We start from the raw sequence: 22,665 nt of genomic DNA on the forward strand, positions 1-22,665 counted from the left end.
CAGATCCAACCTAATGGCCGCATACCTTCGAGATATGGAAAACACGACGCTCGCCTTCCGCCCCTTCACCGTCTCGGTCTCCACCGCCGACGTCGCCGATCTCCAGGATCGCCTCGCCCGTACCCGCCTTCCGCAGCCCGCGCCGACGGATGATTGGGATGCCGGCACCCCCAACTCGTACCTCCGCGAGGCGGTCGCCGCGTGGCGCGACTTCGACTGGACCGCGGCCGAGGAGCGCATCAATGCGGTCCCGCACTTCACCACCGAGATCGACGGTCAGACGATCCACTTCATCCACGTGCGCTCGACCCACGAGGGCGCGACGCCACTGCTGCTCGCGCACACCTATCCCGGCTCCTCGATCGACTACCTCGACCTGATCGACCGGCTCGTCGACCCGGTGGCGCACGGCGGCCGTGCCGAAGACGCCTTCGACGTCGTGATCCCGGATGCTCCGGGCTACGGCTTCTCGCAGCCTCTGGCCTCTACGGGGTGGACGGTCGGTCGCGTCGCTGCCGCCTATGACCGCCTCATGCGCGGACTCGGCTACGGGAGCTACGGCATCCACGGTTCTGACAACGGCGCGATGGTGGCCCGTGAGCTGGGGCTGCTGGAGCCGGCGGGCTTCCTCGGACTCCACGTGCTGCAGCTGTTCTCCTTCCCCTCGGGGGACCCGGCGGAGTTCGAGAAGCTCGAGCCCGCCGACTACGCAGGCCTCGAGCACATGCAGTGGTTCCAGTCGGTCGGCGGGTACAACACGATGAACGCCTCGCGCCCGCAGACGGTGTCGGTGGGGCTCAGCGACTCCCCGGTCGGGCTGCTGGCGTACAGCGAGCTGTTCAACTCGTTCGGCAACGGCACCTCGCTCGTACCGCTCGAGTCGATCCTGCTCGAGGTCAGCGTGAACTGGTTCGCGAACGCGGCCTCCGGAATGAGCCGCAGCTACCTGGAGAACGCCAGGGCGGATGCCGCGGCAGAAGGTGCCGAGCCGCGGATCAACGCCGCACGGACGGGGGTTGCCGTGTTCGCCGACGACTTCCAGACGATCCGGGTCTTCGCCGAGCGCGACAACTCGAACATCGTGCACTGGAGTCGCTTCGACGAGGGCGGGCATTTCGCCGCCCTGGAGCGTCCGGATGTGCTGGCCGCCGACATCCGCGCGTTCTTCTCGCGGGGCTGATCTCCGGCCACGAGCCGACCCGCCCTCTTGCGGCCGACCCGCCCCCATACGTGCGCACGTATGGGGGCGGCTCGATGCGAAGGGGGTGGATCGGCAGTGTGCTGGGTGTCAGCCCGTGACGGTGAGCTGCACCTCGGGGGTGCCGCCCGCTTCGACCCAGGCCAGCGAGCGTTCGAGGATGCCGCGCAGCACGTCGAGGTCCACCTGCTCCAGGTCCTTGATGTACAGGCATCCGACGCCCGTGGTGTGCGGGCCGAGTTCCGCCAGAGCCTCGCTGTGGGCATCGACGCCGTCGAACAGGTAGATCGTGGTCGCGGCCTTGCGGGGTGCGAAGCCGAGCAGCCCGCTGTCGCCCTCGGTGCCGGTCGGGTAGCGGTAGTGGCACGAGCCGAAGCCGATGATCGTGCCCCAGGTCTGCGGTTCGCGTCCGGTGATCTCCTGCATGAGGGCGGTCAGCGTCTCGGCATCCCGACGGCGGACGGCAGGGGAGGAGCGGGCGATGAGGCCCGCGACGTCATCTCCGGTGGGCTTCATTTCGGAGCCTTCGCCGCGGCCTTCATGGCCTTCTTGTGCTCGCGCACCTTCGTGAGCGAATCGGGCGAGACGATGTCGGCGACGCTGCGGTACGAGCCGTCCTCGCCGTATGCACCTGCGGCCTCACGCCATCCTTCGCCCGTGAAACCGTACTGCTTGCCGAGGAGGGCGAGGAAGATCTTCGCCTTCTGCTCGCCGAATCCGGGGAGGGTCTTCAGCCGCTTCAGCACCTCGGGTCCGTCCGGGTCTCCTTCGGTCCAGAGGGCGGCGGCGTCACCGCCCCAGTCATCGACCAGGGTCTGGCACAGCGTCTGCACGCGCGTCGCCATCGACCCGGGGAAGCGATGCACGGCGGGGGTCTGCTTGAACGCCTCGAGGAACTCGTCGGGGGCCATGCCGGCGATCGCCGCCGCATCCGCCGCTCCGGTGCGCTGTTCGATCTTGAGCGGACCGGCGAACGCGGTCTCCATGGGGACCTGCTGGTCGAGCAGCATCCCCACTAGCAACGCGAGCGGGTTGTCGGTCAGCAGCTCGTCGGCGGCGGTGTCTCCGGTGATGTGAAGGGCCATGCCTCCAGTTTCGCACCCCGTGGTCGAGGGCCGCACGTGGCACGGGGCCGGCGGCCATTCGCGCGGTCATTCGCGCGGCCATTCGCACCTGCTTCGGCCGTATGGGCGTGAAACGGCCGAGGGAAGTGCGGAAGGCCGCGGCGAGCGCTTCGTGCCAGGGGCCACGCTTCGCACGGCCATTCGCACGTGCTTCGGCCGTATGGGCGCGAAAAGGCCGAGGGAAGTGCGGAAGGCCGAAGGAAGTGCGAGAGGGTCAGGCGGTGGCGGCGTCGTCCGCGGCGGCCTCGGGAGCGATGCCGTACAGGGCGGCCAGAGCGGCGGTGAACTCGTCGGCGCGGCCGGCGGCGGCCAGCTCGTGGGCACGCACGGTCGGCGTGTGCAGGAGCACGCCCGAGAGGTGACGCAGAGCCTGCTCCACCTTGCCGTCTTCGTCGCCGCGCGCGCGGGCACGATCGATCTCGCGCTCGAGCAGCTCGAAGATGTGGGAGCGCAGGGCCACGACCGACGGGGTCACGCTCTGACGCGAACCCACCACGTGGAAGGTCTCCGCGGCCTCGCGCACGACGCTGCGCGCTGCATCCGTCGCCTGCAGTTCCTCCAGCGGTGCGTGCAGGCGGATGGTCTCGAGGTCGAGCAGGGCGACGCCCTCGAGGGAGGCGACGGCGGGGTCGACGTTGCGGGGCATGCCGAGGTCGACCACGAGCCGATTCGAGTGGGTCGCTGAGCCTGTCGAAGCGCCGACCGGGCAGCCGGCTGCGGCGATGCCGACCGGAAGCTGCAGGTGCTCCGGGCCGAGCACGGGCTCGGTCGCGGTGGTGCAGGTGATCAGCAGGCTCGAGTGCGCGGCGGTCCGTGCGTACTCGTCGGCGGCGACCGGACGGATGCCGTGCTTCGCAGCGAACACGGCCGCGCGGCCGGAGGGCGAGTACACGGAGATGTCGACGGCACCGCGCTCACGCAGCGTGGCGAGGGTGACAGCGGCGTAGGCGCCGGTGCCGACCAGCAGCACGCGCTCGGCGGACCAGTCGGCGATGCGGCTGTCGGCGAGTTCCAGCGCGAGGCGCACGAGGGAGCGCCCGGCGCGCCCGAGGGCGGTGACGTTCTTGACCTTGCGCTGCGCCTGGCTGGCGCGCTGGAAGAGGCGCTCGAGCTCGGGCGAAGTGGTGCCGTCCTTGCGGGCGGACTTGAGAGCGCGGCGCACCTGGCCGGCGATCTCGCCCTCGCCGGAGACGACGGATTCGAGGCCGGAGGCGACCGAGAAGAGGTGCTCGGCGACGCGGCGCCCCGAGTGCACCGTGTAGGCGCCGTCGAGTTCGGTGGCGGGGATGCCGGTGGCGGATTCAACCGCCTCGATGACCGCTTCGACGCCGATGGCGCCGGCCGCGGTGAGCGGTTCTTCCATTTCCACGTACGCCTCGAACCGGTTGCACGTCGCGAGGACCACGGCACCCTGCACGCACGGCGTCATGCCCACGATGGTGGGAGCGACGTCGTCGGGGGTGCGGCTCAGGCGTTCGAGCAGTTCGAAGGAGGCGGTCTTGTGACTCGCCGTGACACACAGCAGCACAGATCGATTGTACCGGAGTGCGTGGCGCCCGGATTCGACCGGGCGAACTCGGCGGCCCCACAAGGGCGGAATGGGAGGATGGAGGCATGGCCCTCTCCGACGCTCCGCTCCTGCGCGCCCTCGCAGGCTCCCGCCCCGCCCACGCTCCGGTGTGGTTCATGCGGCAGGCCGGAAGGTCGCTCCCCGAGTACCGCGACCTGCGAGTCGGCACGCGGATGCTCGACGCCTGCCTCACTCCCGACCTCGCCGCCGAGATCACGCTGCAGCCCGTCCGCCGCCACGGTGTCGACGCGGCCGTGTTCTTCAGCGACATCGTCATCCCGTTGCGCCTGGCCGGCGTCGACGTCGAGATCGAGCCGGGACGCGGACCGGTGTTCGCGAACCCGGTGCGCACCGCATCCGACGTCGACCGCATCACGGCCATCGATCCCGACGGCCTCGACGGCACGGCGATCGCCGAGGCTGTGCGCCTCGTCACGGCGGAGCTCGGCGACACCCCGCTGATCGGCTTCGCGGGCGCTCCCTTCACTCTCGCTGCGTACCTCGTCGAGGGCGGCCCTTCCAAGGAGCACCTGCGGGCACGGGCGATGATGCACTCCGACCCCGACTCGTGGAACCGTCTCGCCGGCTGGCTCGCGAAGGTCTCGCGCCGCTTCCTCGAGACGCAGCGCGATGCCGGAGCATCGGTCGTGCAGCTCTTCGACAGCTGGGCCGGCTCGCTGAGCACCGCCGACTACCGCGCCTTCGTCGCCCCGCACTCCCGCGCGGCGCTCGAGGGCATCGGGCTGCCGACGATCCACTTCGGTGTCGGCACGGGGCCGTTCCTCGCCGACATGCGCCTTGATGGCATCGCCGACGGTGTCGGGGTCGACTGGCGTCTACCGCTCGACGAGGCCGCCGCCATCCTCGGACCGGATGTCACGGTGCAGGGCAACATCGATCCCGCCCTGCTCTCCGCTCCGTGGCCCGTGCTCGAGGCGCACGTGCGCGACGTGATCGAGCGCGGCCGCGCGGCCCGTGCGCACATCCTCAACCTCGGGCACGGCGTCCCTCCCGAGACCGACCCCGATCAGCTCACCCGCATCGTCGAGCTGGCGCACACCGTCTGACCGGAGAATTGACCGCATGACCTCTGAGCCGTCTTCTTCTGAGCCGTCTTCCGCCGAGCCGTCCGACCTCGCTGCACGCGCGGCCGAGAAGCACGTCGTCGTCATCGGCGGCGGCATCGGCGGGCTCGTCGCCGCACGGGAGTGCGCCAAGGTCGGCATGCAGGTGACGCTGCTCGAGGTCGCAGACGAACTGGGCGGAGCGATCCGCCGGATCGAGCTCGACGGAGTCGACGTGGATGCCGGCGCCGAGAGCTACGCGACCAGGGGCGGCCTGGTGCGCGCTCTGGTCGAAGAACTGGGACTCGCCGACCGTATCGTCGCGCCTCGGCCGGGCGGCGCATGGCTGGCCGGCATCCCGGGCGTGGGCGCGGCTCCCCTCCCCGTCGGAGGCATCCTCGGCATCCCCGCCAACCCGTTCCAGGACGATGTCCGCCGCATCCTCGGCTGGTCCGGCGTCTGGCGCGCCTACCTCGACCGGGTGCGTCCGCCGCTCACGATCGGCCATCAGCTGAGCCTGGGGAAGCTGGTCTCCTCGCGGATGGGATCGAAGGTGCGGGACCGCCTCGTCGCTCCCGTGACCACCGGCGTCTACTCCGCATCTCCCGACGACGTCGACATCGACATCGCGGCTCCTGGTCTCAATGCGGCGCTCACCCGCGTCGGCTCGCTGTCGGGTGCCGTGCAATCTCTCCGGGATGATGCAGCGGCGAAGGCCGCAGACACGCAGGCCGCCGCGAAGACTCCCGGCGCTGCGGTCGAGGGGCTGACCGGCGGCATGAGCGGGCTCGTCGATGCGTTGGCCGACGACCTGACCCGCCTGGGCGCCGAGGTGCGCACCGGTGTGCGGGTACGGAGCATCCGGAAGACGGCGAAGGGCTGGGGCATCGAGACCGAGGCTGCGCCCGCGGTCACCCCGGGTCCGGTGGGCGAGACCGATCCGCTGGTCGCCGAGCTGCACGCGGCCGAGGCGGTCGAGCCCGTGATCGAGGAGATCGCCGCCGACGCCGTGATCGTCGCCACTCCCGAGGCCGCCGCTCGCTCGCTCCTCACCGCCGCTGTCCCGGCGCTGAAGAACGCGGAGGCCGCATCCTCTCCCGAGATCGAGATCGTCACCCTCCTGCTCGACGCTCCTGGACTGGATGCCGCACCGCGCGGCACCGGTGTGCTCACGGTTCCGGGCAGCCACACGGCCAAGGCGCTCACGCACTCGACCGCGAAGTGGGCCTGGGTGCGGGAAGCGGCAGGTCGGCGACACCTCGTCCGGGTGTCGTTCGGGGCGCAGGGGGAGCCCGCTGCGACGGCAGCGCTGAGCGACGAGGCGGCGGCCGATCTGGCCCGGACCGAAGCCGCCACGATGCTCGGGGTCGCACTCGCCCCCGACAGCGTGATCGCCTCGCACCGCGGTCGTTTCGTGCAGTCGCAGCCGGCATCGATCATCGGTTCCGGCGAGCGCCGCACGGCCGCGCGCGCGGCGGTGCGGGCTGTTCCGGGCATCGCGGCGGTCGGCGCCTGGCTCGCCGGCACGGGCCTCGCGCAGGTCATCCCGGATGCGCGCGACGAAGCCGACCGTCTGCGACGCGCCCTGTTGTGGGAGTGAGTCCGCGCTCCGTGTCAACCCTCTGACCCATAGATGCCGAAATCGGCATACGGGGCTACGCTGGGAGCCTGGTCGCGGGGAGCGGAAGCCTGCGGGCCATCCAAGCCGGGCGAAGCAGGCCGGACAACCGGAACTAGGTGAGGAGACCCCATGAAGGGGAAGATCGGACTCGTCGTCGGACTCGGCGTGGGCTACGTCCTCGGCACCCGTGCCGGACGTGAGCGCTATGAGCAGATCAAGACGCAGTGGCTGAAGGTGTGGGAGCTCGATCCCGTGCAGGAGCAGGTGTCCAAGGTCAAGGGCTTCGTCGGCGACAAGGCCGCGGCCGTGCCGGGCGCTCTGTGGACCGGCGTCGTGAAGGTGGCCAAGTCGGTCTCCGGCAACGGCACCCCTGGGCAGCGCCTCGACTCCGCCATCGCCACCGGCCGCGAGGCGGCGGAAGACTTGGCCGAGGCTACCGAGGAGGCTGTCGAGGCCGCGAAGGAGTCCGCCAAGACGAGCAAGCCCGCCTCCAAGTCGGGCACCTCCACGTCCGCTGCCTCCAAGTCCACACCCAAGAAGACCGGCGCCTGACATGCCCCGCGGATACCGAGATCGTGCCGACGACAGCCTGCTGACCCTCCTCGGGGATCTGCCGGAACTCGTCACGAATCTGGTCAAGGCCGAGATCGACGCCGCCAAGGCGTGGGTCTCCCGCACCTCGAAGGATGCCGGCATCGGATCCGTGTGGTTCGTCGTCGCGCTGTTCTTCCTGTTCTGGGCCGTGCCGGTGATCCTGGTCTTCGCGATCGCGGGGTTGTCGTCCTGGTGGCCGGTATGGCTGTCGGCGATCGTCGTGTTCGGCATCCTGATCCTCGCGGTGGCGCTGTTCGCGCTGCTCGGCATCCTGAAGTTCCGCAAGGTCCTCCGCCGTCAGAATCCGGCGCAGGCCGTGGCCGAAGACATCCGACTCGTGAAGGAGGCCGGCGATGACGAATTCTGACTCCCTGCCGCGCACCGTCGTCCCCGCAGGCATCGTCGACCCGGTGACGTCCGCTCGAGCTGAGCTGAAGGCCGCACTGGCCGCCATCGAGGTCAAGGGCAACATCCCGCGCCGAGTCGAGAAGGCGTCGACGCGTGCTGCGGCGAAGGCCCGGGTCTTCGCCGACCGCAATCCGCTCGGCGCGATCGCCGCGACCGTGGGCATCGCGGCCGTCGTGGGGGGCGCGGTCTGGGCGATCGCGCGCGCCATCGCGCGCTGACGACGGCATTCCAGGATGCCGCTGATTCCCCGGTCGGGGTGATTAGCGGCTCCTGCGCAAACGAGGCAGACTGGGGAGCATGATGTCCGAAGAGCGCGATGAGAACCCGTCCGGCTTCACCCTCTGGGCCGTCTGGCGACGAAACCCCGACGTTCCCGTGACGGAGACCGAGTCGACCGAGCTCGAGACGATCGTCGCGTACATCGAGGACTCCGGCGTGATCGTCCGCGGCTTCTACGACGTCTCGGGCCTCAAGGCCGATGCCGACCTCATGGTGTGGCTGCACGGCGAGACCGCCGAGGAGCTGCAGAAGGCGCTGCGTCGTCTGCGCCGCACCGAGCTGCTCCGCCCGCTCCTCCCGGTGTGGAACGTCATGGGTGTGCACCGCGACGCCGAGTTCAACCGCGCGCACGTGCCCGGCTTCCTCCGCGGGGTCGAGCCCAAGGACTGGCTGTGCCTGTACCCGTTCGTGCGCACGCCCGAGTGGTACCTCGCCCCCGAGGAGGAGCGTCGCAAGATGCTCGCCGACCACGGTCGCAAGGGTGCCGCGTTCACGGGCGTGCTCGCCAACACTGTCGCCTCGTTCGCGCTCGGCGACTACGAGTGGCTGCTGCCGCTCGAAGCCGATGAGCTCACCGACCTCGTCGACCTGATGCGCGACCTCCGGTACACCGACGCGCGCCTGTACGTGAAGGAGGAGGTGCCCTTCTACACGGGGCGCAGACTCCGGTTCGACGAGATCGCGGACGTGCTGCAGTAAACGACATGACTACCCCCATCCGTCTGGGCACCCGCCGCAGCGCGCTCGCGCAGGCGCAGTCCGGTCACGTCGCCACGGCCCTCGAGCAGCTCTCGGGCCGCCGGGTCGAGCTCGTCCCGATCACCAGTGAGGGCGACACCAACCGCGCCTCCCTCTCCGAGATCGGCGGCCAGGGCATCTTCGCCACACGCCTTCGCGAGGCCCTCCTCGCGGGGGAGTGCGACTTCCTCGTGCACTCCCTGAAGGATCTGCCGACGGCGATCCCCGACGGGCTCGTGATCGCCGCGACCCCGAAGCGGGAGGATCCGCGTGATGTCGTGCTCACTCGCGACGGCATCCCGCTGCATGCGCTGCGCTCCGGCAGCACGGTCGGCACGGGCTCGCCGCGCCGCATCGCCCAGGTTCATCGCCGGGCGCCGGGTGCCGAAGTCGTCGACATCCGTGGGAACGTCGACTCCCGGCTGGCGCGGGTCGCATCCGGGGAACTGGATGCCGTGATCCTCGCTGCTGCAGGGCTCTCGAGGCTCGGGGCGGAGTCCCCGCTGCGTCGCGAGGAGCTCGGTCTCGCCGAGTGGCCGACTGCGCCGGGACAGGGCTCCCTCGCGGTCGAGACGCGGGAGGATGCGCCGGAAGAACTCCTCACGGCACTCGCCGGTCTCGACGATCAGGACACCCGACTGGCCATCACGGTGGAGCGCGCGATCCTCGAAGGACTCGACGCGGGATGCCAGGCGCCGATGGCCGCTCACGCCGTGGTCGACGGGTCATCGATCCGCGTCAGGACCGTCGTCTACGCCGCCGACGGCGGGCGCCGGATCGGCCTCGACGTCATCGAAGACCTGAACGGGGAGTATATTCGTCGGAACGGCAGTGGCAATGGAGCGGATGCTGCCGATGGTGCAGACCCGATGCACGCAGCGCGCGAGTTCGGGTTCACTGTTGCCCGTCGGCTGCTCGATCAAGGGGCGGCCGGCCTCGTACCCCGAGAGCAATAAACCCTCATGACCACTTCCGAAATCAAGCAGGACCGACCGCTGGACGGCTGGCGCATTCTCGTGCCGCGTGGCGGGCCGTGGGGCGACGGCGTCGCCGCGAGCCTGCGTGCACAGGGAGCCGTGCCCGTCGTCGCGCCGCTCATCAACTTCGCCCCGACGACCGACCAGGCGGCGCTCGATGCCGCTCTGGCCGAGCTGGCGGCCGGTTCCTTCGACTGGCTCACGATCACCAGCGCCACGACGGTCGACGTGCTCTTCGCGCACCGCGCTGTCGTCCCCCGCACGACGAAGATCGCCGCCGTCGGAGAGACGACCGCCGCCGCGCTGCAGGCCGTCGGCTACGAGGTCGCACTGGTGCCGGAGCAGGACAACTCGGCCGAGGGCATGGCGCAGCAGTTGATCGCGCTCGAGACCGAACCGCGTCGCATCCTGGCTCTGCGCAGCGAGATCGCGAAGCCGGTGCTGAGCAAGCAGCTCGCGAAGGCCGGGCACGAGGTCGCGAGCGTCGTCGCCTATCGCACGGTCGGCGTCCCGGTCACCGAGCGCATCCGCCGAGACGTCGAGAACGGCCGGATCAACGCGATCCTCATCACGAGTGGGTCCGTCGCCGAACAGGTGCGCGAGCAGTTCCCGGAGATCCCCGATGAGACGCTGCTCGCCGCGATCGGACCGCGGACCGCGAAGGATGCGCAGCGCGCGGGTCTTCCGGTGTCGGTGGTCGCCGACCGGCAGACCGTCGATGCGCTGATCGACGCGGTCTCGCACTTCACGCTTCCGCACGCGGCCGACGAGTTCGCGCCGTGAGCTACCCCGACGTCCGACTGAGGCGACTGCGTCAGTCGAGGGCCGTGCGCGATCTCGTGCGCGAGACCTCGCTGCAGCCACGGCAGCTCGTCCTGCCCATGTTCGTCCGCGAGGGCATCGAGGAGCCGGTGCAGATCGGCTCGATGCCCGGGATCGCCCAGCACTCCATCGACTCCCTCCGCTCGGCTGCGGTCGAGGCGGCCGAGGCGGGCGTCGGCGGCGTGATGCTGTTCGGCGTCCCCGCGGTGCGCGACGCGCGCGGGTCCGGGGCCGACGATCCGCGCGGCATCCTCAACCTCGCGACCGAGGCGCTGGCCGCCGAGGTCGGAGATGCGCTCGTCGTGCAGACCGACCTGTGCCTCGACGAATTCACCGACCACGGCCACTGCGGCGTGCTCGCGGCCGACGGCTCGGTCGACAACGACGCGACGCTCGAGCGCTATGCCTCGATGGCTCTGGCCCAGGCGCGCGCCGGATCGCAGCTGCTCGGGCTGTCGGGGATGATGGACGGGCAGGTCGCGGTGATCCGCGCTGCTCTCGATGCCGAGGGCTTCACAGACACGCTCCTCCTCGCCTACGCCGCCAAATACGCGAGCGCGTTCTACGGCCCCTTCCGCGAGGCCGTGGATTCTCAGTTGCAGGGCGACCGTCGCACGTATCAACTCGATCCGGGCAACCGGCGCGAGGGCGTCCGCGAGGCCGTCGTCGACGAGGCCGAGGGCGCCGACATCGTCATGGTGAAGCCGGCGATGGCCTTCCTCGACGTGCTGCGCGAGGTGCGCGACACCGTGAGCATCCCGGTGTGGGCTTACCAGGTGTCCGGCGAGTACGCCATGATCGAGGCCGCCGGCGCGAACGGCTGGATCGACCGCCGCGCGGCCGTGCTCGAGTCCCTGCTCTCCATCCGCCGTGCGGGTGCCGATGCCGTGCTGACGTACTGGGCGACCGAAGCCGCCGGCTGGCTGCGCGACTGATATCTCCGAGGAGTTCTCATGACCGACCGCAATGACGACCTGTTCTCCGCTGCCCGCGCGGTGATCCCCGGCGGGGTCAACTCGCCGGTGCGCGCCTACGGCTCGGTGGGCGGGACGCCGCGGTTCCTGGCTTCGGCGAAGGGCGCCACCGTCACGGATGCCGCGGGGCGCGAGTACGTCGACCTCGTGGCCTCCTGGGGGCCCGCTCTCCTCGGGCATGCGCACCCGGAGATCGTCGCGGCGGTGCAGGAGGCCGCGGCCCGAGGCCTGTCCTTCGGCGCTCCGACCGAGGGCGAGGTCGAGCTCGCGGCGCTCATCGCCGACCGGGTCCGCTTCGGTGAGATCCGTCCCATCGAACGCGTGCGCCTGGTGTCCACCGGCACCGAGGCGACCATGACGGCGATCCGTCTCGCACGCGGCGCGACCGGTCGCGACCTGCTCGTGAAGTTCGCCGGGCACTACCACGGTCACTCCGACGGGCTTCTCGCGGAGGCCGGTTCCGGTGTCGCGACGTTGGCGCTTCCCGGCTCGGCCGGCGTCCCGGCGCCCATCGCGGCGCAGACCCTGGTGATCGGCTACAACGACCCCGAGGCGCTGGCCGCGGTGTTCGCCGAGCACGGCCCGCGCATCGCCGCTGTGATCGTCGAGGCGTCGGCGGCGAACATGGGAGTCGTCCCCCCGCTGCCGGGCTTCAACCGCCTGATCGCCGACACCGCTCACGCGCACGGCGCCCTGATGATCCTCGACGAGGTGCTCACCGGCTTCCGGGTGCACCCGGCGGGCTTCTGGGGTCTGCAGGCCGCAGCGGGCGAGGACTACCTGCCCGACATCTTCACGTTCGGCAAGGTCGTCGGCGGAGGCATGCCGCTGGCCGCGCTCGGCGGCCGCGCCGAGGTCATGGACCTGCTCGCACCTCTCGGCCCGGTCTACCAGGCGGGAACCCTCTCCGGGAACCCGCTGTCCGTCGCGGCGGGCCTCGCGACGCTGCGACTCGCGACCCCCGAGGTGTACGCCACGGTGGATGCCGCATCCGTCCGGGTGTCGACGGCCCTCGATGCCGCGCTGACGTCGGCCGGAGTCACGCACGCCGTGGCCCGCGCCGGGAACCTGTTCAGTGCGTCGTTCCGGGCGTCCGAGCCGAGGAACTATGCCGAGGCTCAGGCGCAGGAGTCGTTCCGCTACGCTCCCTTCTTCCACTCCCTGCGGGAGCAGGGCGTCGCTCTCCCGCCGAGTGTCTTCGAGGCCTGGTTCCTCACGGCCGCCCACGGCGAACAGGAGCTCCAGCTCATCGAGGCGGCACTCCCGGCCGCGGCCGCCGCCGCGGCAGCTGCGCGCCCCTGACCCGATCGCGGCGATCGGGCGGGCGAACCCCGACGAGTGGTGGCAATCGACAAGGGATCGTTGCGTTCCTGTGAGCAACTTCCAGACAACTGGCAGGGCCGCGCTGGCAGACTGAGTGCATGGTGACGTTGCTGCTGGACCAGACGCAACTCGAAGTCGTGCTCTCTCCGCTCGAACGTGCCGCCACCTTCCACCGCGACAACGTCCGGATCGCGCGCGAGACCATCACCAAGGTCCAGCTCACGGACGATGCATGGACCTGGCTGCGGGGCGTCCCGAACCCCGGCACGCACATCCCCGGCATCCTCGCCGCGGGCAGCTGGAAGGCGGCGGGCAGCCTGGACTTCGTGCTGATCCGCAAACGTCGTCCGAGCGTCGTGATCGACCTGGAGGGTGACGAGCAGTACGGTCGCCTGATTCTGACCACGCGCCACGGACTCGCTCTGACTCAGGCGCTTCGCCTCGACGTGTCGACGGAGCCGGCTGACGTCGAAGAGATCGTGGCGACCTCGCCCACCGCCGTCCCCAAGGGCAGCCGTCGGCCGGTCATCCGCCCCCGACCCGCCTGACGCCGGCGACGCCGGCCGCGGCCGCGGCCACCGCCGATCGGACAGAGGAACGCCCTCCGCGACCATGGGTCGGGAGGGCGTTCTCGGTTCTCATCGGAGCCGAGGCTCAACCGTGATTGTTCTCGCCATCGTGGTGGTGCTCGTGGTTTTCGTGATTCTCGCCATCGTGGTGGTGCTCGTGGTTCTCGTCCCCGTCGTGGTGGTGCTCGTCACCCTCGTGGTGTTCGCCGTTCGTGTCGTCGCTGCCCGACTGGTCGTCGGAGTCGGACGCCTCGGCGCCGTCGGATGTCGCTTCCTCAGCGGGAGCCTCCTCCGCGCCGGACGCGTCGGCGTTCGCCTCATCCGACGCGCCCAGCGGCACGGTCTCGATGACGCCGGTGGAGGCGATGCTCCAGTGGGCGCTCTCGGACGAGGCGTCGTCTGACGACTCGCCGGATTCCGGGCTGAGGGGGTAATCCTTCGGTTCGTCCTCGTAGTACGCGCGAGCGGCCGCGGCCAGCATCGAGCTGACGGCAGCGGATCGCGGGTCCTCGTCGGCAGCCTCCGGCCGGTCCGACGAGTCGAGGTCGGCGGCGTCGATGTCCGACCCGTCGTCATCCGCATCGGACGCGGACGTGTCCTCGAGGTCGGCGAAGATCTCGACTCCCGCGTGCTCGGCCTCGGTGTGCTCGTCGTCCGACGCATCCCCGTCGCGCGGCGACGCGTCTTCGTCTTCGGACGGGCTGTCGACGGCGCTCACGTCGTCGGAGCCTTCGGGCGCGCCCGACGCAGGCTCGGCGGCGTCATCGACGTCGGCCGGCTGGTCCGCGGACGCGTCGTCCGTGGCCGTGTCGTTCGTAGCGTGCTCGTCGTCCGTGGCGTGCTCGTCGTCCGATGTCTCGAAGATCTCGGCGACGCTGTGGCGCGGCTCCTCGGCGGCCGTCGGTGCGTCGGCCGCCACCGGCGCCGCCGACCCGAACAGGATCTCGTCGAAGGACCGTGCCGGGGGCTCTTCGCCCGGAACGACGGCATCCTGCGCATCGTCGTGCGTCTCCGAGGATTCGGTCTCCTCGGCGGGAGCTTCTTCGACGGGAGTTTCCTCGGCGGGGGCTTCCTCGGTCGGGGCTTCCTCGGCGGCAACTTCCTCGGTCGGTGCGGTCTCGTCGGCGACGAGACCATCGCCGGCCTCGTCCTCAGAGCCGCTGTCGGCGCGGGCGGTGCCCACGGCGGCGAGATCGTCTGCCACCGCCTCATCGGCAGGAGCGGAGGCGGCCTCGGCCGCCCAGGCAGCCGCTGCGGCGACGGGGATCGCGACCACGGATTCGTTCGGCGCGATGGTGGCGTCTGCGGCCAGGGCCTCGGCGGCCACGGGCGGAGCGATCGGCGCCTGTGACTGTGCCGGGGCCGGATAGGCGGGCGGCGCGTGCCTGCCGCCGCGCATCAGGTCGATGAAGACGTCTTCCAGCGTCGGTCCGCGCTGCACGAGCGTGCTCAGAGCGATGCCCGCGTCGGCGGCCACTGCGCCCACGGTGCCGGCGTCGCCTCCGCGGACGGTCAGGCCGGAGCGCAGCACCTCGATGTCGAATCCGGCTGCGGCGAGCGCGGCGCTGAGCGCATCGCGATCCGCGGCGTCGACGATGACCGAGCCGCCCTTCGGATCGGCCAGGGTCTCGATGCCGCTGGCCAGCACGAGCTGACCCTTCGACAGCACGAGCACGTTGTCGGCGACCTGCTCCACCTCGCTGAGGACGTGCGACGACACGAGCACCGTGCGCCCTTCGTCCGCAAGGCGGCGCATCAGCAGCCGCATCCAGCGGATCCCCTCCGGATCCAGCCCGTTGGCCGGCTCGTCGAAGACCAGTGCGCCCGGATCGCCGAGAAGCGCGTGCGCGACGCTGAGCCGCTGGCGCATGCCGAGCGAGAATCCGCCGATCCGCGAGTCGCCCTCGCCGTCGAGACCGACCAGGGAGAGGACCTCGCCCACGCGCGCCAGCGGGACGCCGTTGGCCTTGGCGGCGATCGTCAGCTGTCGTTCGGCGGTGCGCCGCGGGCGGTAGACCGTCTCTTCGAGGACGGCGCCGATCGTGCGCAGCGGCTGACGGAGCTCGCTGTATGCCGTGCCGCCGATCGTCGCGGTTCCGGACGTGGCGCGCACCTGGCCCAGCAGGATGCGCAGCGTGGTGGTCTTGCCGGCACCGTTGGGGCCGAGGAAGGCGGTGACAGCACCGGGCTCGACGCGCGCGGAGAAGTCCGAGACGGCGGTCACCTCATTGAAGCGCTTCGTCACGTGCGTGAACTCCAGCACCTGTCCTTCAGGCATCGTGACCTCTCGTCGCGTTGAACAGTTCCTCCCTATCCTGCCGGAAAAGCCTGTCGGATCCCGCATTTCGCGCGGAATACCGCCCTTCGGGAAGACGGTAGCCTGGCACGCGTGACCGATTCTCAGGCTGCCTCCCGTGTCCTCGTCCGCACCGAAGGGGCGCTCGGGCGGCTCACGCTCAACCGTCCGGAGGCGATCAACGCTCTCGACGCGGAGATGATCGGCATCCTCACCGAGACCCTGAACGCCTGGCGCGACGACACCGATGTGCAGATCGTGCTGATCGACGGCGCGGGGGAGCGCGGCATGTGCGCCGGTGGCGACGTGCGCGCGCTGCACGCGCAGATCGTGGCGGGTCAGGCCGAGCGGACCGCCGAGTTCTTCCGCGCCGAGTACGCCCTGAACGCGATGATCGCCGAGTACCCGAAGCCCGTCGTCGCCTTCGCGGACGGCATCACCATGGGCGGCGGCATCGGGCTCGCCGGTCACGCCGCCATCCGCATCGTCACCGAGCGATCGAAGCTGGCGATGCCCGAGACCCGCATCGGCTTCACGCCCGATGTGGGTGGCACCTGGCTCCTCGGACGGGCGCCCGGACGTTTCGGCGAGTACTTCGGACTCACCGGATCGACGATGAACGGCGTGGATGCCGTGTACCTCGGATTCGCCGACCACTTCGTGCCGTCGGACAGGCTGGAGGCGCTGAGCGAGGCGCTCGCCTTCCGCGCCGACCCCACCGGACCCAGCGAGATCGTGCTGCTCTTCGACGAGACGCCCGAGCCCACCGAGCTCCCGGCATCGCGGGAGTGGATCGACGAGGCGTTCTCCGCGCCGACCGTGACCGAGATCGTCGAGCGCCTGCGAGCCCAGGAGACCACGGATGCCGGCGCCACCGCCGATCTCCTGGAGGGGCTCGCGCCGACCGGGCTCACCGTGACCCTCGACGCCGTGCGCGAGGCGAGGGACGTGCCGGGCCTGCGCGCGGCACTCGAGGGCGAGTACCGACGGGTGCTGTGGTTCGTGAACGAGCATCCCGACCTCGTCGAGGGCATCAGGGCGCAGCTGGTGGACAAGGACCGCAACCCGAAATGGGACCCGCCGACCCTGGCGGAGCTCGCCCCGGATGCCGGTGCCCCCGCGCGGGACTACGTGCCGCAGTCGGCCCTGTTCTGAGTCGCCTGCGGTTCGCCCGCGCACCTGTCGGGAGAATGCACGCCTATCGGGCGGATCGGCCCGTCTCCGGGGGGTCTCGGCCGAAACTCCCGACAGGTGGACCGTGGAGCGCGCCGGATCCGGCCGCAGGGTCTACGTTCCGCCGTCCGCGGCGGGCTCGGGGTGCGAACGTGTCTGCCAGATCGTCCGGAGCACGTCGATCACGTCATCCGGATCGGCATCGACGGATGCGGCCTCCTCGACCAGTTCGCGGATGCGCCGGATGACGGATGCCGGAAGCACCCCCGCCGTCTCGGCGACCCGCGTGCCCGCCGCGGTACGCGAGACCACGAGTCCCTCGGCCTCGAGCATCTTGTAGGCGCGCGCAGCCGTGCCGGGAGCCACGCCCAGATCGCTCGCGGTCTGGCGCACGGTCGGCAGCCGTTCGCCGGCGCCGAGCTGTCCCGACACGATCAGGCCGCGCAGCTGTCGGTAGATGTCGAGAGCCGGATTCGCCTCATCGGCCGGCGACAGCTTCGGGCTCGGGGTCACTGCGCGGCCCTCGACTCGGCGACGCGCGGGGCAGGAGCGGCGGACTCGGCGCCGTGCGCGAGGTGCGCGGTCACGAGGAACAGGAGCACGAACGCCGTGATCTCGAGCACCGGTGCCACCCTTCCGCCGATGGCGGCGAGCTCTCCGTATCGCCAGAAGACGTCGTAGGTGTTGCTGCGGCCATCGCCCATGACCGTGAGCCCGGCGGCCGTGCCCGCGTCGGCGATGAACCGGAGCGCTCCCGCCAGGGCGAGCAGGGCTGCGGATGCCGTGAGCCGGGTGATCCCACTCGCGATGTCGCGACGCTCGCGCTGCTCGGCGACGACCGTCTCCGGGCGGAGGAACGCGCGGGCAGCGTTCGCGTGCAGGGCCGCCACGACGACGGCGACGAGGGCGACGGTGCAGATCAGGACGGGGATGCCGTACGCCCATCCGTAGAACCAGGGCCGGATCGGGTCGATGGTCTCGTTGGGGACGTCGATCTCGAGGTAGACGTACGGGCCGCCGTTGAGGTTCGACGACGCGAGTCCGGCGAGCAGGGTGATCGTCGTGAGCGCGAGAAGGGCGAGGGCCGCGCCCACCCATGCCACCCGCGAGCTGAAGGTCAGCCAGGTCCGGCGCGCGGCGACGATCGGACGCTCGGGAGGGGTGCTGCCTCGCGTCGCGATCATCGCCAGCAGCACGGCGACCCCGACGGATGCGGTGAACACCGGCGTCGCGTATCGCCACCAGGAGACGACGCCGTTGAGGCTCACACCGAACATGCCCAGGACGTACCCGGTGACCAGGTTCTCGGCGACGAAGATCACGATCACGGCGATCGCCGCGATGCCGAGCGTGACGTGCTCGGGCGCGTAGCGGACGGATACGGCGGCGGCCGCCGAGGGGGTGAGTCGGACGCGGCTCCGCCTCCGCGCCGCCCATCGGGGCGAGACGGCGATCCCGACCGCGATGATCGCCGCGACGACCAGCGAGACGAAGGGCAGCGACAGCAGGGCGCCCGCCCACTGGGCCGGGTCGAGCAGAGATGCGATGTGAGCAGGCATGCAGGATCCGTTCTTGATTGTGTCATATGTCTATCACAAGTTGTATCAACGTGAGGACACAAAAGGCGGGCTGCTCAGGTTGCCCACTTGTTCGCCCGCGTGCAGAAATCCCTGATCCGCGCGCGGTGGGGTTCGCTGTCAGCGAAGGTCAGCCTCGAGGGGGATACGAATGTCCACGGTTCGTGGCACTCTGTCTTGTGGCCGGTTGTCGGTCGGCATCCGTCTGCCGAGAAACCCGCCGTTTCATCCTTCCTAGAAAGTCCGCCTGTGCTGGGAAAAATCCTCTTCCGCTATCTCTCCCGATATCGGTGGCTGCTGCTCGGCGTGCTGGTGTTCCAGCTCGCCAGCGCTGCGGCGACCCTCTACCTCCCGCGCCTGAACGCCGACATCATCGACAAGGGCGTCGCCCAGGGTGACACCGGCTACATCTGGGGCACGGGACTGTTCATGCTCGCGGTGTCGCTCGGGCAGATCATCGCCTCGATCACGGCGACCTACTTCGCCGCGCGCGCCGCGATGGGCGCCGGGCGCGACATCCGCGCCGACGTCTTCGGCAAGGTCAGCGGGTTCTCCGAGCGCGAGGTGTCGCAGTTCGGCGCCGGCTCGCTCATCACCCGCAACACCAACGACGTGCAGCAGGTGCAGATGCTCGCGATGATGGGCGCCACCATGCTCGTCACCGCCCCGCTGCTCGCGATCGGCGGCATCATCTTCGCCGTCCAGACCAACGTCGGCCTCAGCTGGCTGATCGCCGTCTCGGTGCCCGCGCTGCTCATCCTGGCCGCGCTCGTGATCGGCCGCATGGTCCCGCTGTTCCGCAGCTACCAGGGCAAGCTCGACAACGTCAACCGCATCATGCGCGAGCAGCTGACCGGCGTCCGCGTCGTGCGTGCGTTCGTTCGCGAGCGCATCGAAGAAGACCGCTTCCGCGGAGCCAACACCGACATCATGGTCGTCGGCCGCAAGGTCGGCTCGCTGTTCGTGCTGCTGTTCCCGCTGTTCATGCTCATCCTCAACGTGACCGTCGTCTCGGTCATCTGGTTCGGCGGCATCGAGGTCAACAACGGCACGGTGCAGGTCGGCACGCTGTTCGCGTTCATGCAGTACATCGGCCAGATCATGGGCGGTGTCATCATGGCGAGCTTCATGGCGATGATGATCCCGCGCGCCGCCGTCTCGGCCGAGCGCATCGGCGAGGTGCTCAACTCCGAGTCGACCCTGGTCCGTCCCGAGAACGGCGTCACCGAGTTCCCGGTGCCCGGGGCCGTCGCGCTCGACGACGTCGAGTTCACCTACCCCGGTGCCGACTCCCCGGTGCTCCGCGGCATCAGCTTCGCCGCCGAGCCGGGTGAGACGGTCGCGATCGTCGGATCCACCGGTTCCGGCAAGACGACGCTCATCTCGCTCATCCCGCGCCTCTTCGACGTCTCGGGCGGATCCGTGCACGTCGGCGGTACCGACGTGCGCGACGCCGACGTCGAGTCGCTGTGGGACAGCATCGGCCTCGTGCCGCAGCGTCCGTTCCTCTTCACCGGCACCGTCGCGTCGAACCTGCGATACGGACGCGAAGAGGCGACCGACGAGGAGCTCTGGCACGCGCTCGACATCGCGCAGGGTCGCGACTTCGTCGAGGAGATGCCCGACGGTCTCGAGTCGCGCATCGCTCAGGGCGGCACGAACGTCTCGGGCGGTCAGCGTCAGCGTCTCGCGATCGCGCGTGCGATCGTGCACCAGCCGAAGATCCTCGTCTTCGACGACTCGTTCTCGGCGCTCGACCTCACGACCGACGCCCGGCTGCGCCAAGCGCTGTGGCGGGAGCTCCCGCACGTGACGAAGATCGTGGTCGCGCAGCGCGTCTCCACGATCACGGACGCCGACCGCATCGTCGTCCTCGACGGCGGCACAATGGTCGGCGTCGGCACGCATGAGGAACTCCTCGAGACGAATGACACCTACCGAGAGATCGTCGAGTCGCAGCTGGGGGTGGACGCATGAGCGAGCAGAACGACCCTTCGACAAACTCAGGGACCCAACCCCGCCGAGGCCGCGGCCGCGGCAAGACGACGACGGCTGTGGCCGAGGTCGAGCTGTCGGCCGAGGAGCAGTACGAGGCCGAGCTCGCCGAGCAGGCTCGCCAGAACTCCGGTGACTGGGACAGCGTGGCACCGGGCAAGGCCGACAACTTCGGTCCGAGCTTCGCGCGCATGATCGGGCTGCTGAAGCCCTCCGCGATCTGGTTCGTCTTCGTGTCGATCCTCGGCGCCATCGGCGTCGTGCTCACGGTCGCGGCCCCCAAGGTGCTCGCCGAGGCGACCAACCTCGTCTACAAGGGCTTCATCTCGATCCAGCTCGGACAGCCGAACGGCGACTTCCCCGGGTTCCCGGCGGGTACACCGCAGGACGTCGTGATCGATGCGCTGCGCGGGGCGGGTCAGGACGACTTCGCCAACCAGGTCGGAGCGCTGGGCGACTTCACGGTCGGACAGGGCGTCGACTTCGAGGCGCTGCGTCTCGTGATCGCCGCGGTGCTCGCGATCTATGTGGCTGCGGCATTCCTCACCTGGATCCAGGGTTACGTCATCAACGTGATCATGGTGCGCACCATGTGGCGACTGAGGGAGTCGGTCGAGGCGAAGATCAACCGCCTGCCGCTGGCGTACTTCGACAAGGTGCAACGCGGTGAGCTGATCTCGCGCGTCACGAACGACATCGACAACATCACGCAGACGATGCAGCAGTCGCTGTCCGGTGCCCTCACCTCGGTGCTCACCGTGATCGGCGTGCTCGTCATGATGTTCTCGATCTCGTGGCAGCTGGCACTCGTCGCGCTCATCACGCTGCCGCTCATGGGCGTGATCTTCGGCATCATCGGACCGCGCTCGCAGAAGGCCTTCGGCACGCAGTGGCGCAAGGTCGGTCGACTGAACGCCCGCGTCGAGGAGGCGTTCTCCGGCCACGCGCTGGTGAAGGTCTTCGGACGCGAGAAGGATGCTCTGGACAAGTTCCAGGTCGAGAACGAAGAGCTGTTCCAGGCGAGCTTCAAGGCGCAGTTCCTCTCCGGCATCATCATGCCGGCGATGATGTTCGTCGGGAACCTCAGCTACGTGGGCATCGCGGTGCTCGGCGGCCTGATGGTCGCGAACGGCCAGCTGCGTCTCGGCGACGTGCAGGCGTTCATCCAGTACTCGCAGCAGTTCACGCAGCCGCTGTCCGAGCTGGGCGGCATGGCCGCGGTGGTCCAGTCGGGCACGGCATCCGCCGAGCGGGTGTTCGAGCTGCTCGACGCCGACGAGCAGGAGGCGGACGACGCCGATGCTCCCGAGCTCGTCGAGGGCAAGGGCGTCATCGAGTTCGAGAACGTCGCGTTTTCGTACACGCCCGAGCGTCCGCTCATCCGGGACCTGTCGTTCCGGGTGGAACCGGGCCAGACGGTCGCGATCGTCGGTCCGACGGGTGCGGGCAAGACGACGCTGGTCAACCTGATCATGCGCTTCTACGAGCTCAGCGGCGGACGCATCACCCTCGACGGCCAGGACATCGCCGAGGTGACCCGCGACGAGCTGCGCTCGCGCACCGGCATGGTGCTGCAGGACCCGTGGTTGTTCGCCGGCAGCATCCGCGAGAACATCCGATACGGTCGCTCCACGGCGACCGACGAAGAGGTTCTCGCCGCCGCCAAGGCGACGTACGTCGACCGCTTCGTGCACGCCCTCCCCGAGGGTTACGACACGGTGCTCGACGAGGATGCCGCGAACGTCTCGGCGGGTGAGCGTCAGCTCATCACGATCGCCCGGGCGTTCGTCGCGCAGCCGTCGATCCTCATCCTCGATGAGGCCACATCGGCCGTCGACACGCGCACCGAGCTGCTGCTGCAGCACGCGATGGCCGCGCTCCGGGAGGGGCGCACGTCGTTCGTGATCGCGCACCGTCTGTCGACGATCCGCGACGCCGACCTCATCCTCGTGATGGAGCACGGCGACATCGTGGAGAAGGGCACGCACGACGAGCTCATCGCCGCGCAGGGCGCCTACTGGCGCCTGTACCAGTCGCAGTTCGAGCAGGCGGCGACCGACATCGACGCCGAAGACGCGCTCACCGGATCGACGCCCGTCGTCGTCACCGGAGAGGCCGACGCCGACGAGAGTGCCAAGGAAGAGGCTGCCGCCGTCGCCGGAGCGTCGGTCGGCGCCCAGGTGCCGGCGGCCGAGACCGCTGCCGCGCAGGCTCTGCTCGAAGACGGGGCCGACGGCTCCGCTCCTCGCGGCTGATCCGCATCACGCAGCACAGCGCCCCATCCCGCACCCGCGGGGTGGGGCGCTGTTCTGTGCACGCCCTTTCCTCGCTTTCCTCGCATCCTGCCGTGCAGAGCGGATGCG

The 22,665-nt window shown here is 70.0% G+C and carries 21 protein-coding genes; 15 read left to right on the top strand and 6 right to left on the bottom strand.

Annotation, left to right across the window (positions count from 1 at the left end; genetic code table 11):
- Window positions 1-34 precede the first annotated feature (34 nt).
- The gene (locus DW298_RS04325; protein ID WP_136041247.1) at window positions 35-1,180 is read left to right on the top strand and encodes an epoxide hydrolase family protein; all 1,146 of its coding nucleotides are present in this window, start codon (window positions 35-37) and stop codon (window positions 1,178-1,180) included.
- A gap of 108 nt (window positions 1,181-1,288) precedes the next feature.
- On the opposite strand, the gene DW298_RS04330 is transcribed toward DW298_RS04325, so the two are convergent.
- The 3 genes from DW298_RS04330 to DW298_RS04340 all read right to left on the bottom strand — a co-directional run bounded on the left by DW298_RS04330 (window position 1,289) and on the right by DW298_RS04340 (window position 3,850).
- The gene (locus DW298_RS04330; protein WP_136041248.1) at window positions 1,289-1,714 is read right to left on the bottom strand and encodes a DUF1801 domain-containing protein; all 426 of its coding nucleotides are present in this window, start codon (window positions 1,712-1,714) and stop codon (window positions 1,289-1,291) included.
- The gene (locus tag DW298_RS04335) at window positions 1,711-2,283 is read right to left on the bottom strand and encodes an HhH-GPD-type base excision DNA repair protein (protein WP_136041249.1); all 573 of its coding nucleotides are present in this window, start codon (window positions 2,281-2,283) and stop codon (window positions 1,711-1,713) included. Before DW298_RS04335 ends, DW298_RS04330 begins: the two co-directional genes overlap by 4 nt.
- Window positions 2,284-2,536: 253 nt before the next feature.
- The gene (locus DW298_RS04340; protein WP_136041250.1) at window positions 2,537-3,850 is read right to left on the bottom strand and encodes a glutamyl-tRNA reductase; all 1,314 of its coding nucleotides are present in this window, start codon (window positions 3,848-3,850) and stop codon (window positions 2,537-2,539) included.
- 86 nt (window positions 3,851-3,936) lie between these two features.
- Between DW298_RS04340 and hemE the strand changes: the two genes are divergently transcribed.
- From hemE to DW298_RS04395, 11 genes are all read left to right on the top strand, one after another.
- A complete protein-coding gene (gene hemE, locus DW298_RS04345) occupies window positions 3,937-4,959 on the top strand; it encodes a uroporphyrinogen decarboxylase (RefSeq protein WP_136041251.1) in 1,023 nt (340 codons plus the stop codon).
- A 16-nt stretch (window positions 4,960-4,975) separates the two neighbouring features.
- The gene (locus tag DW298_RS04350) at window positions 4,976-6,556 is read left to right on the top strand and encodes an FAD-dependent oxidoreductase (RefSeq protein WP_136041252.1); all 1,581 of its coding nucleotides are present in this window, start codon (window positions 4,976-4,978) and stop codon (window positions 6,554-6,556) included.
- A gap of 150 nt (window positions 6,557-6,706) precedes the next feature.
- Window positions 6,707-7,129 (top strand): hypothetical protein, encoded by a 423-nt coding sequence (locus DW298_RS04355; RefSeq protein WP_136041253.1) that lies wholly within the window; start codon window positions 6,707-6,709, stop codon window positions 7,127-7,129.
- Between the two features lies 1 nt (window position 7,130).
- Complete coding sequence (locus DW298_RS04360; RefSeq protein ID WP_136041254.1) at window positions 7,131-7,538, top strand: phage holin family protein; 408 nt, start codon at window positions 7,131-7,133, stop codon at window positions 7,536-7,538.
- Window positions 7,525-7,797 (top strand): hypothetical protein, encoded by a 273-nt coding sequence (locus tag DW298_RS04365; protein WP_136041255.1) that lies wholly within the window; start codon window positions 7,525-7,527, stop codon window positions 7,795-7,797. The genes DW298_RS04360 and DW298_RS04365 overlap by 14 nt, the downstream gene beginning before the upstream one ends.
- Before the next feature lie 79 nt (window positions 7,798-7,876).
- The gene (hemQ, locus tag DW298_RS04370) at window positions 7,877-8,557 is read left to right on the top strand and encodes a hydrogen peroxide-dependent heme synthase (RefSeq protein ID WP_136041256.1); all 681 of its coding nucleotides are present in this window, start codon (window positions 7,877-7,879) and stop codon (window positions 8,555-8,557) included.
- A 5-nt stretch (window positions 8,558-8,562) separates the two neighbouring features.
- Window positions 8,563-9,552, top strand: coding sequence for a hydroxymethylbilane synthase (gene hemC, locus DW298_RS04375; RefSeq protein ID WP_136041257.1), 990 nt, complete (start codon window positions 8,563-8,565; stop codon window positions 9,550-9,552).
- A gap of 6 nt (window positions 9,553-9,558) precedes the next feature.
- Window positions 9,559-10,356, top strand: coding sequence for a uroporphyrinogen-III synthase (locus tag DW298_RS04380; protein ID WP_136041258.1), 798 nt, complete (start codon window positions 9,559-9,561; stop codon window positions 10,354-10,356).
- On the top strand, window positions 10,353-11,330 hold the full coding sequence (gene hemB / locus DW298_RS04385) for a porphobilinogen synthase (protein WP_136041259.1): 978 nt from the start codon (window positions 10,353-10,355) through the stop codon (window positions 11,328-11,330). Before DW298_RS04380 ends, hemB begins: the two co-directional genes overlap by 4 nt.
- A gap of 18 nt (window positions 11,331-11,348) precedes the next feature.
- Window positions 11,349-12,671, top strand: a complete 1,323-nt coding sequence (locus DW298_RS04390) for a glutamate-1-semialdehyde 2,1-aminomutase (protein ID WP_136041260.1) — start codon at window positions 11,349-11,351, stop codon at window positions 12,669-12,671.
- Between the two features lie 119 nt (window positions 12,672-12,790).
- Window positions 12,791-13,240, top strand: a complete 450-nt coding sequence (locus DW298_RS04395) for a hypothetical protein (RefSeq protein WP_136041261.1) — start codon at window positions 12,791-12,793, stop codon at window positions 13,238-13,240.
- Between the two features lie 106 nt (window positions 13,241-13,346).
- Here the strand turns inward: DW298_RS04395 and DW298_RS04400 are convergent, their stop codons facing one another.
- Complete coding sequence (locus tag DW298_RS04400) at window positions 13,347-15,539, bottom strand: ATP-binding cassette domain-containing protein (RefSeq protein ID WP_136041262.1); 2,193 nt, start codon at window positions 15,537-15,539, stop codon at window positions 13,347-13,349.
- 111 nt (window positions 15,540-15,650) lie between these two features.
- On the opposite strand from DW298_RS04400, the gene DW298_RS04405 reads away from it, so the two are divergent.
- Window positions 15,651-16,712 carry an enoyl-CoA hydratase/isomerase family protein gene (locus DW298_RS04405; protein WP_136041263.1) on the top strand — a complete coding sequence of 354 codons (1,062 nt, stop codon included), beginning with the start codon at window positions 15,651-15,653 and terminating at the stop codon, window positions 16,710-16,712.
- Between the two features lie 132 nt (window positions 16,713-16,844).
- Here DW298_RS04405 and DW298_RS04410 read toward each other — a convergent pair whose 3' ends face one another.
- Both DW298_RS04410 and DW298_RS04415 read right to left on the bottom strand, forming a co-directional pair.
- On the bottom strand, window positions 16,845-17,243 hold the full coding sequence (locus DW298_RS04410) for a GntR family transcriptional regulator (protein ID WP_136041264.1): 399 nt from the start codon (window positions 17,241-17,243) through the stop codon (window positions 16,845-16,847).
- A complete protein-coding gene (locus tag DW298_RS04415; protein WP_136041265.1) occupies window positions 17,240-18,289 on the bottom strand; it encodes a hypothetical protein in 1,050 nt (349 codons plus the stop codon). The genes DW298_RS04410 and DW298_RS04415 overlap by 4 nt, the downstream gene beginning before the upstream one ends.
- 267 nt (window positions 18,290-18,556) lie before the next feature.
- Between DW298_RS04415 and DW298_RS04420 the strand changes: the two genes are divergently transcribed.
- Both DW298_RS04420 and DW298_RS04425 read left to right on the top strand, forming a co-directional pair.
- On the top strand, window positions 18,557-20,284 hold the full coding sequence (locus DW298_RS04420; protein ID WP_136041266.1) for an ABC transporter ATP-binding protein: 1,728 nt from the start codon (window positions 18,557-18,559) through the stop codon (window positions 20,282-20,284).
- Complete coding sequence (locus tag DW298_RS04425) at window positions 20,281-22,557, top strand: ABC transporter ATP-binding protein (protein ID WP_136041267.1); 2,277 nt, start codon at window positions 20,281-20,283, stop codon at window positions 22,555-22,557. Before DW298_RS04420 ends, DW298_RS04425 begins: the two co-directional genes overlap by 4 nt.
- Window positions 22,558-22,665 lie beyond the last annotated feature (108 nt).

The organism is Microbacterium sp. A20, from assembly GCF_004794515.1.
GTDB lineage: Bacteria > Actinomycetota > Actinomycetes > Actinomycetales > Microbacteriaceae > Microbacterium.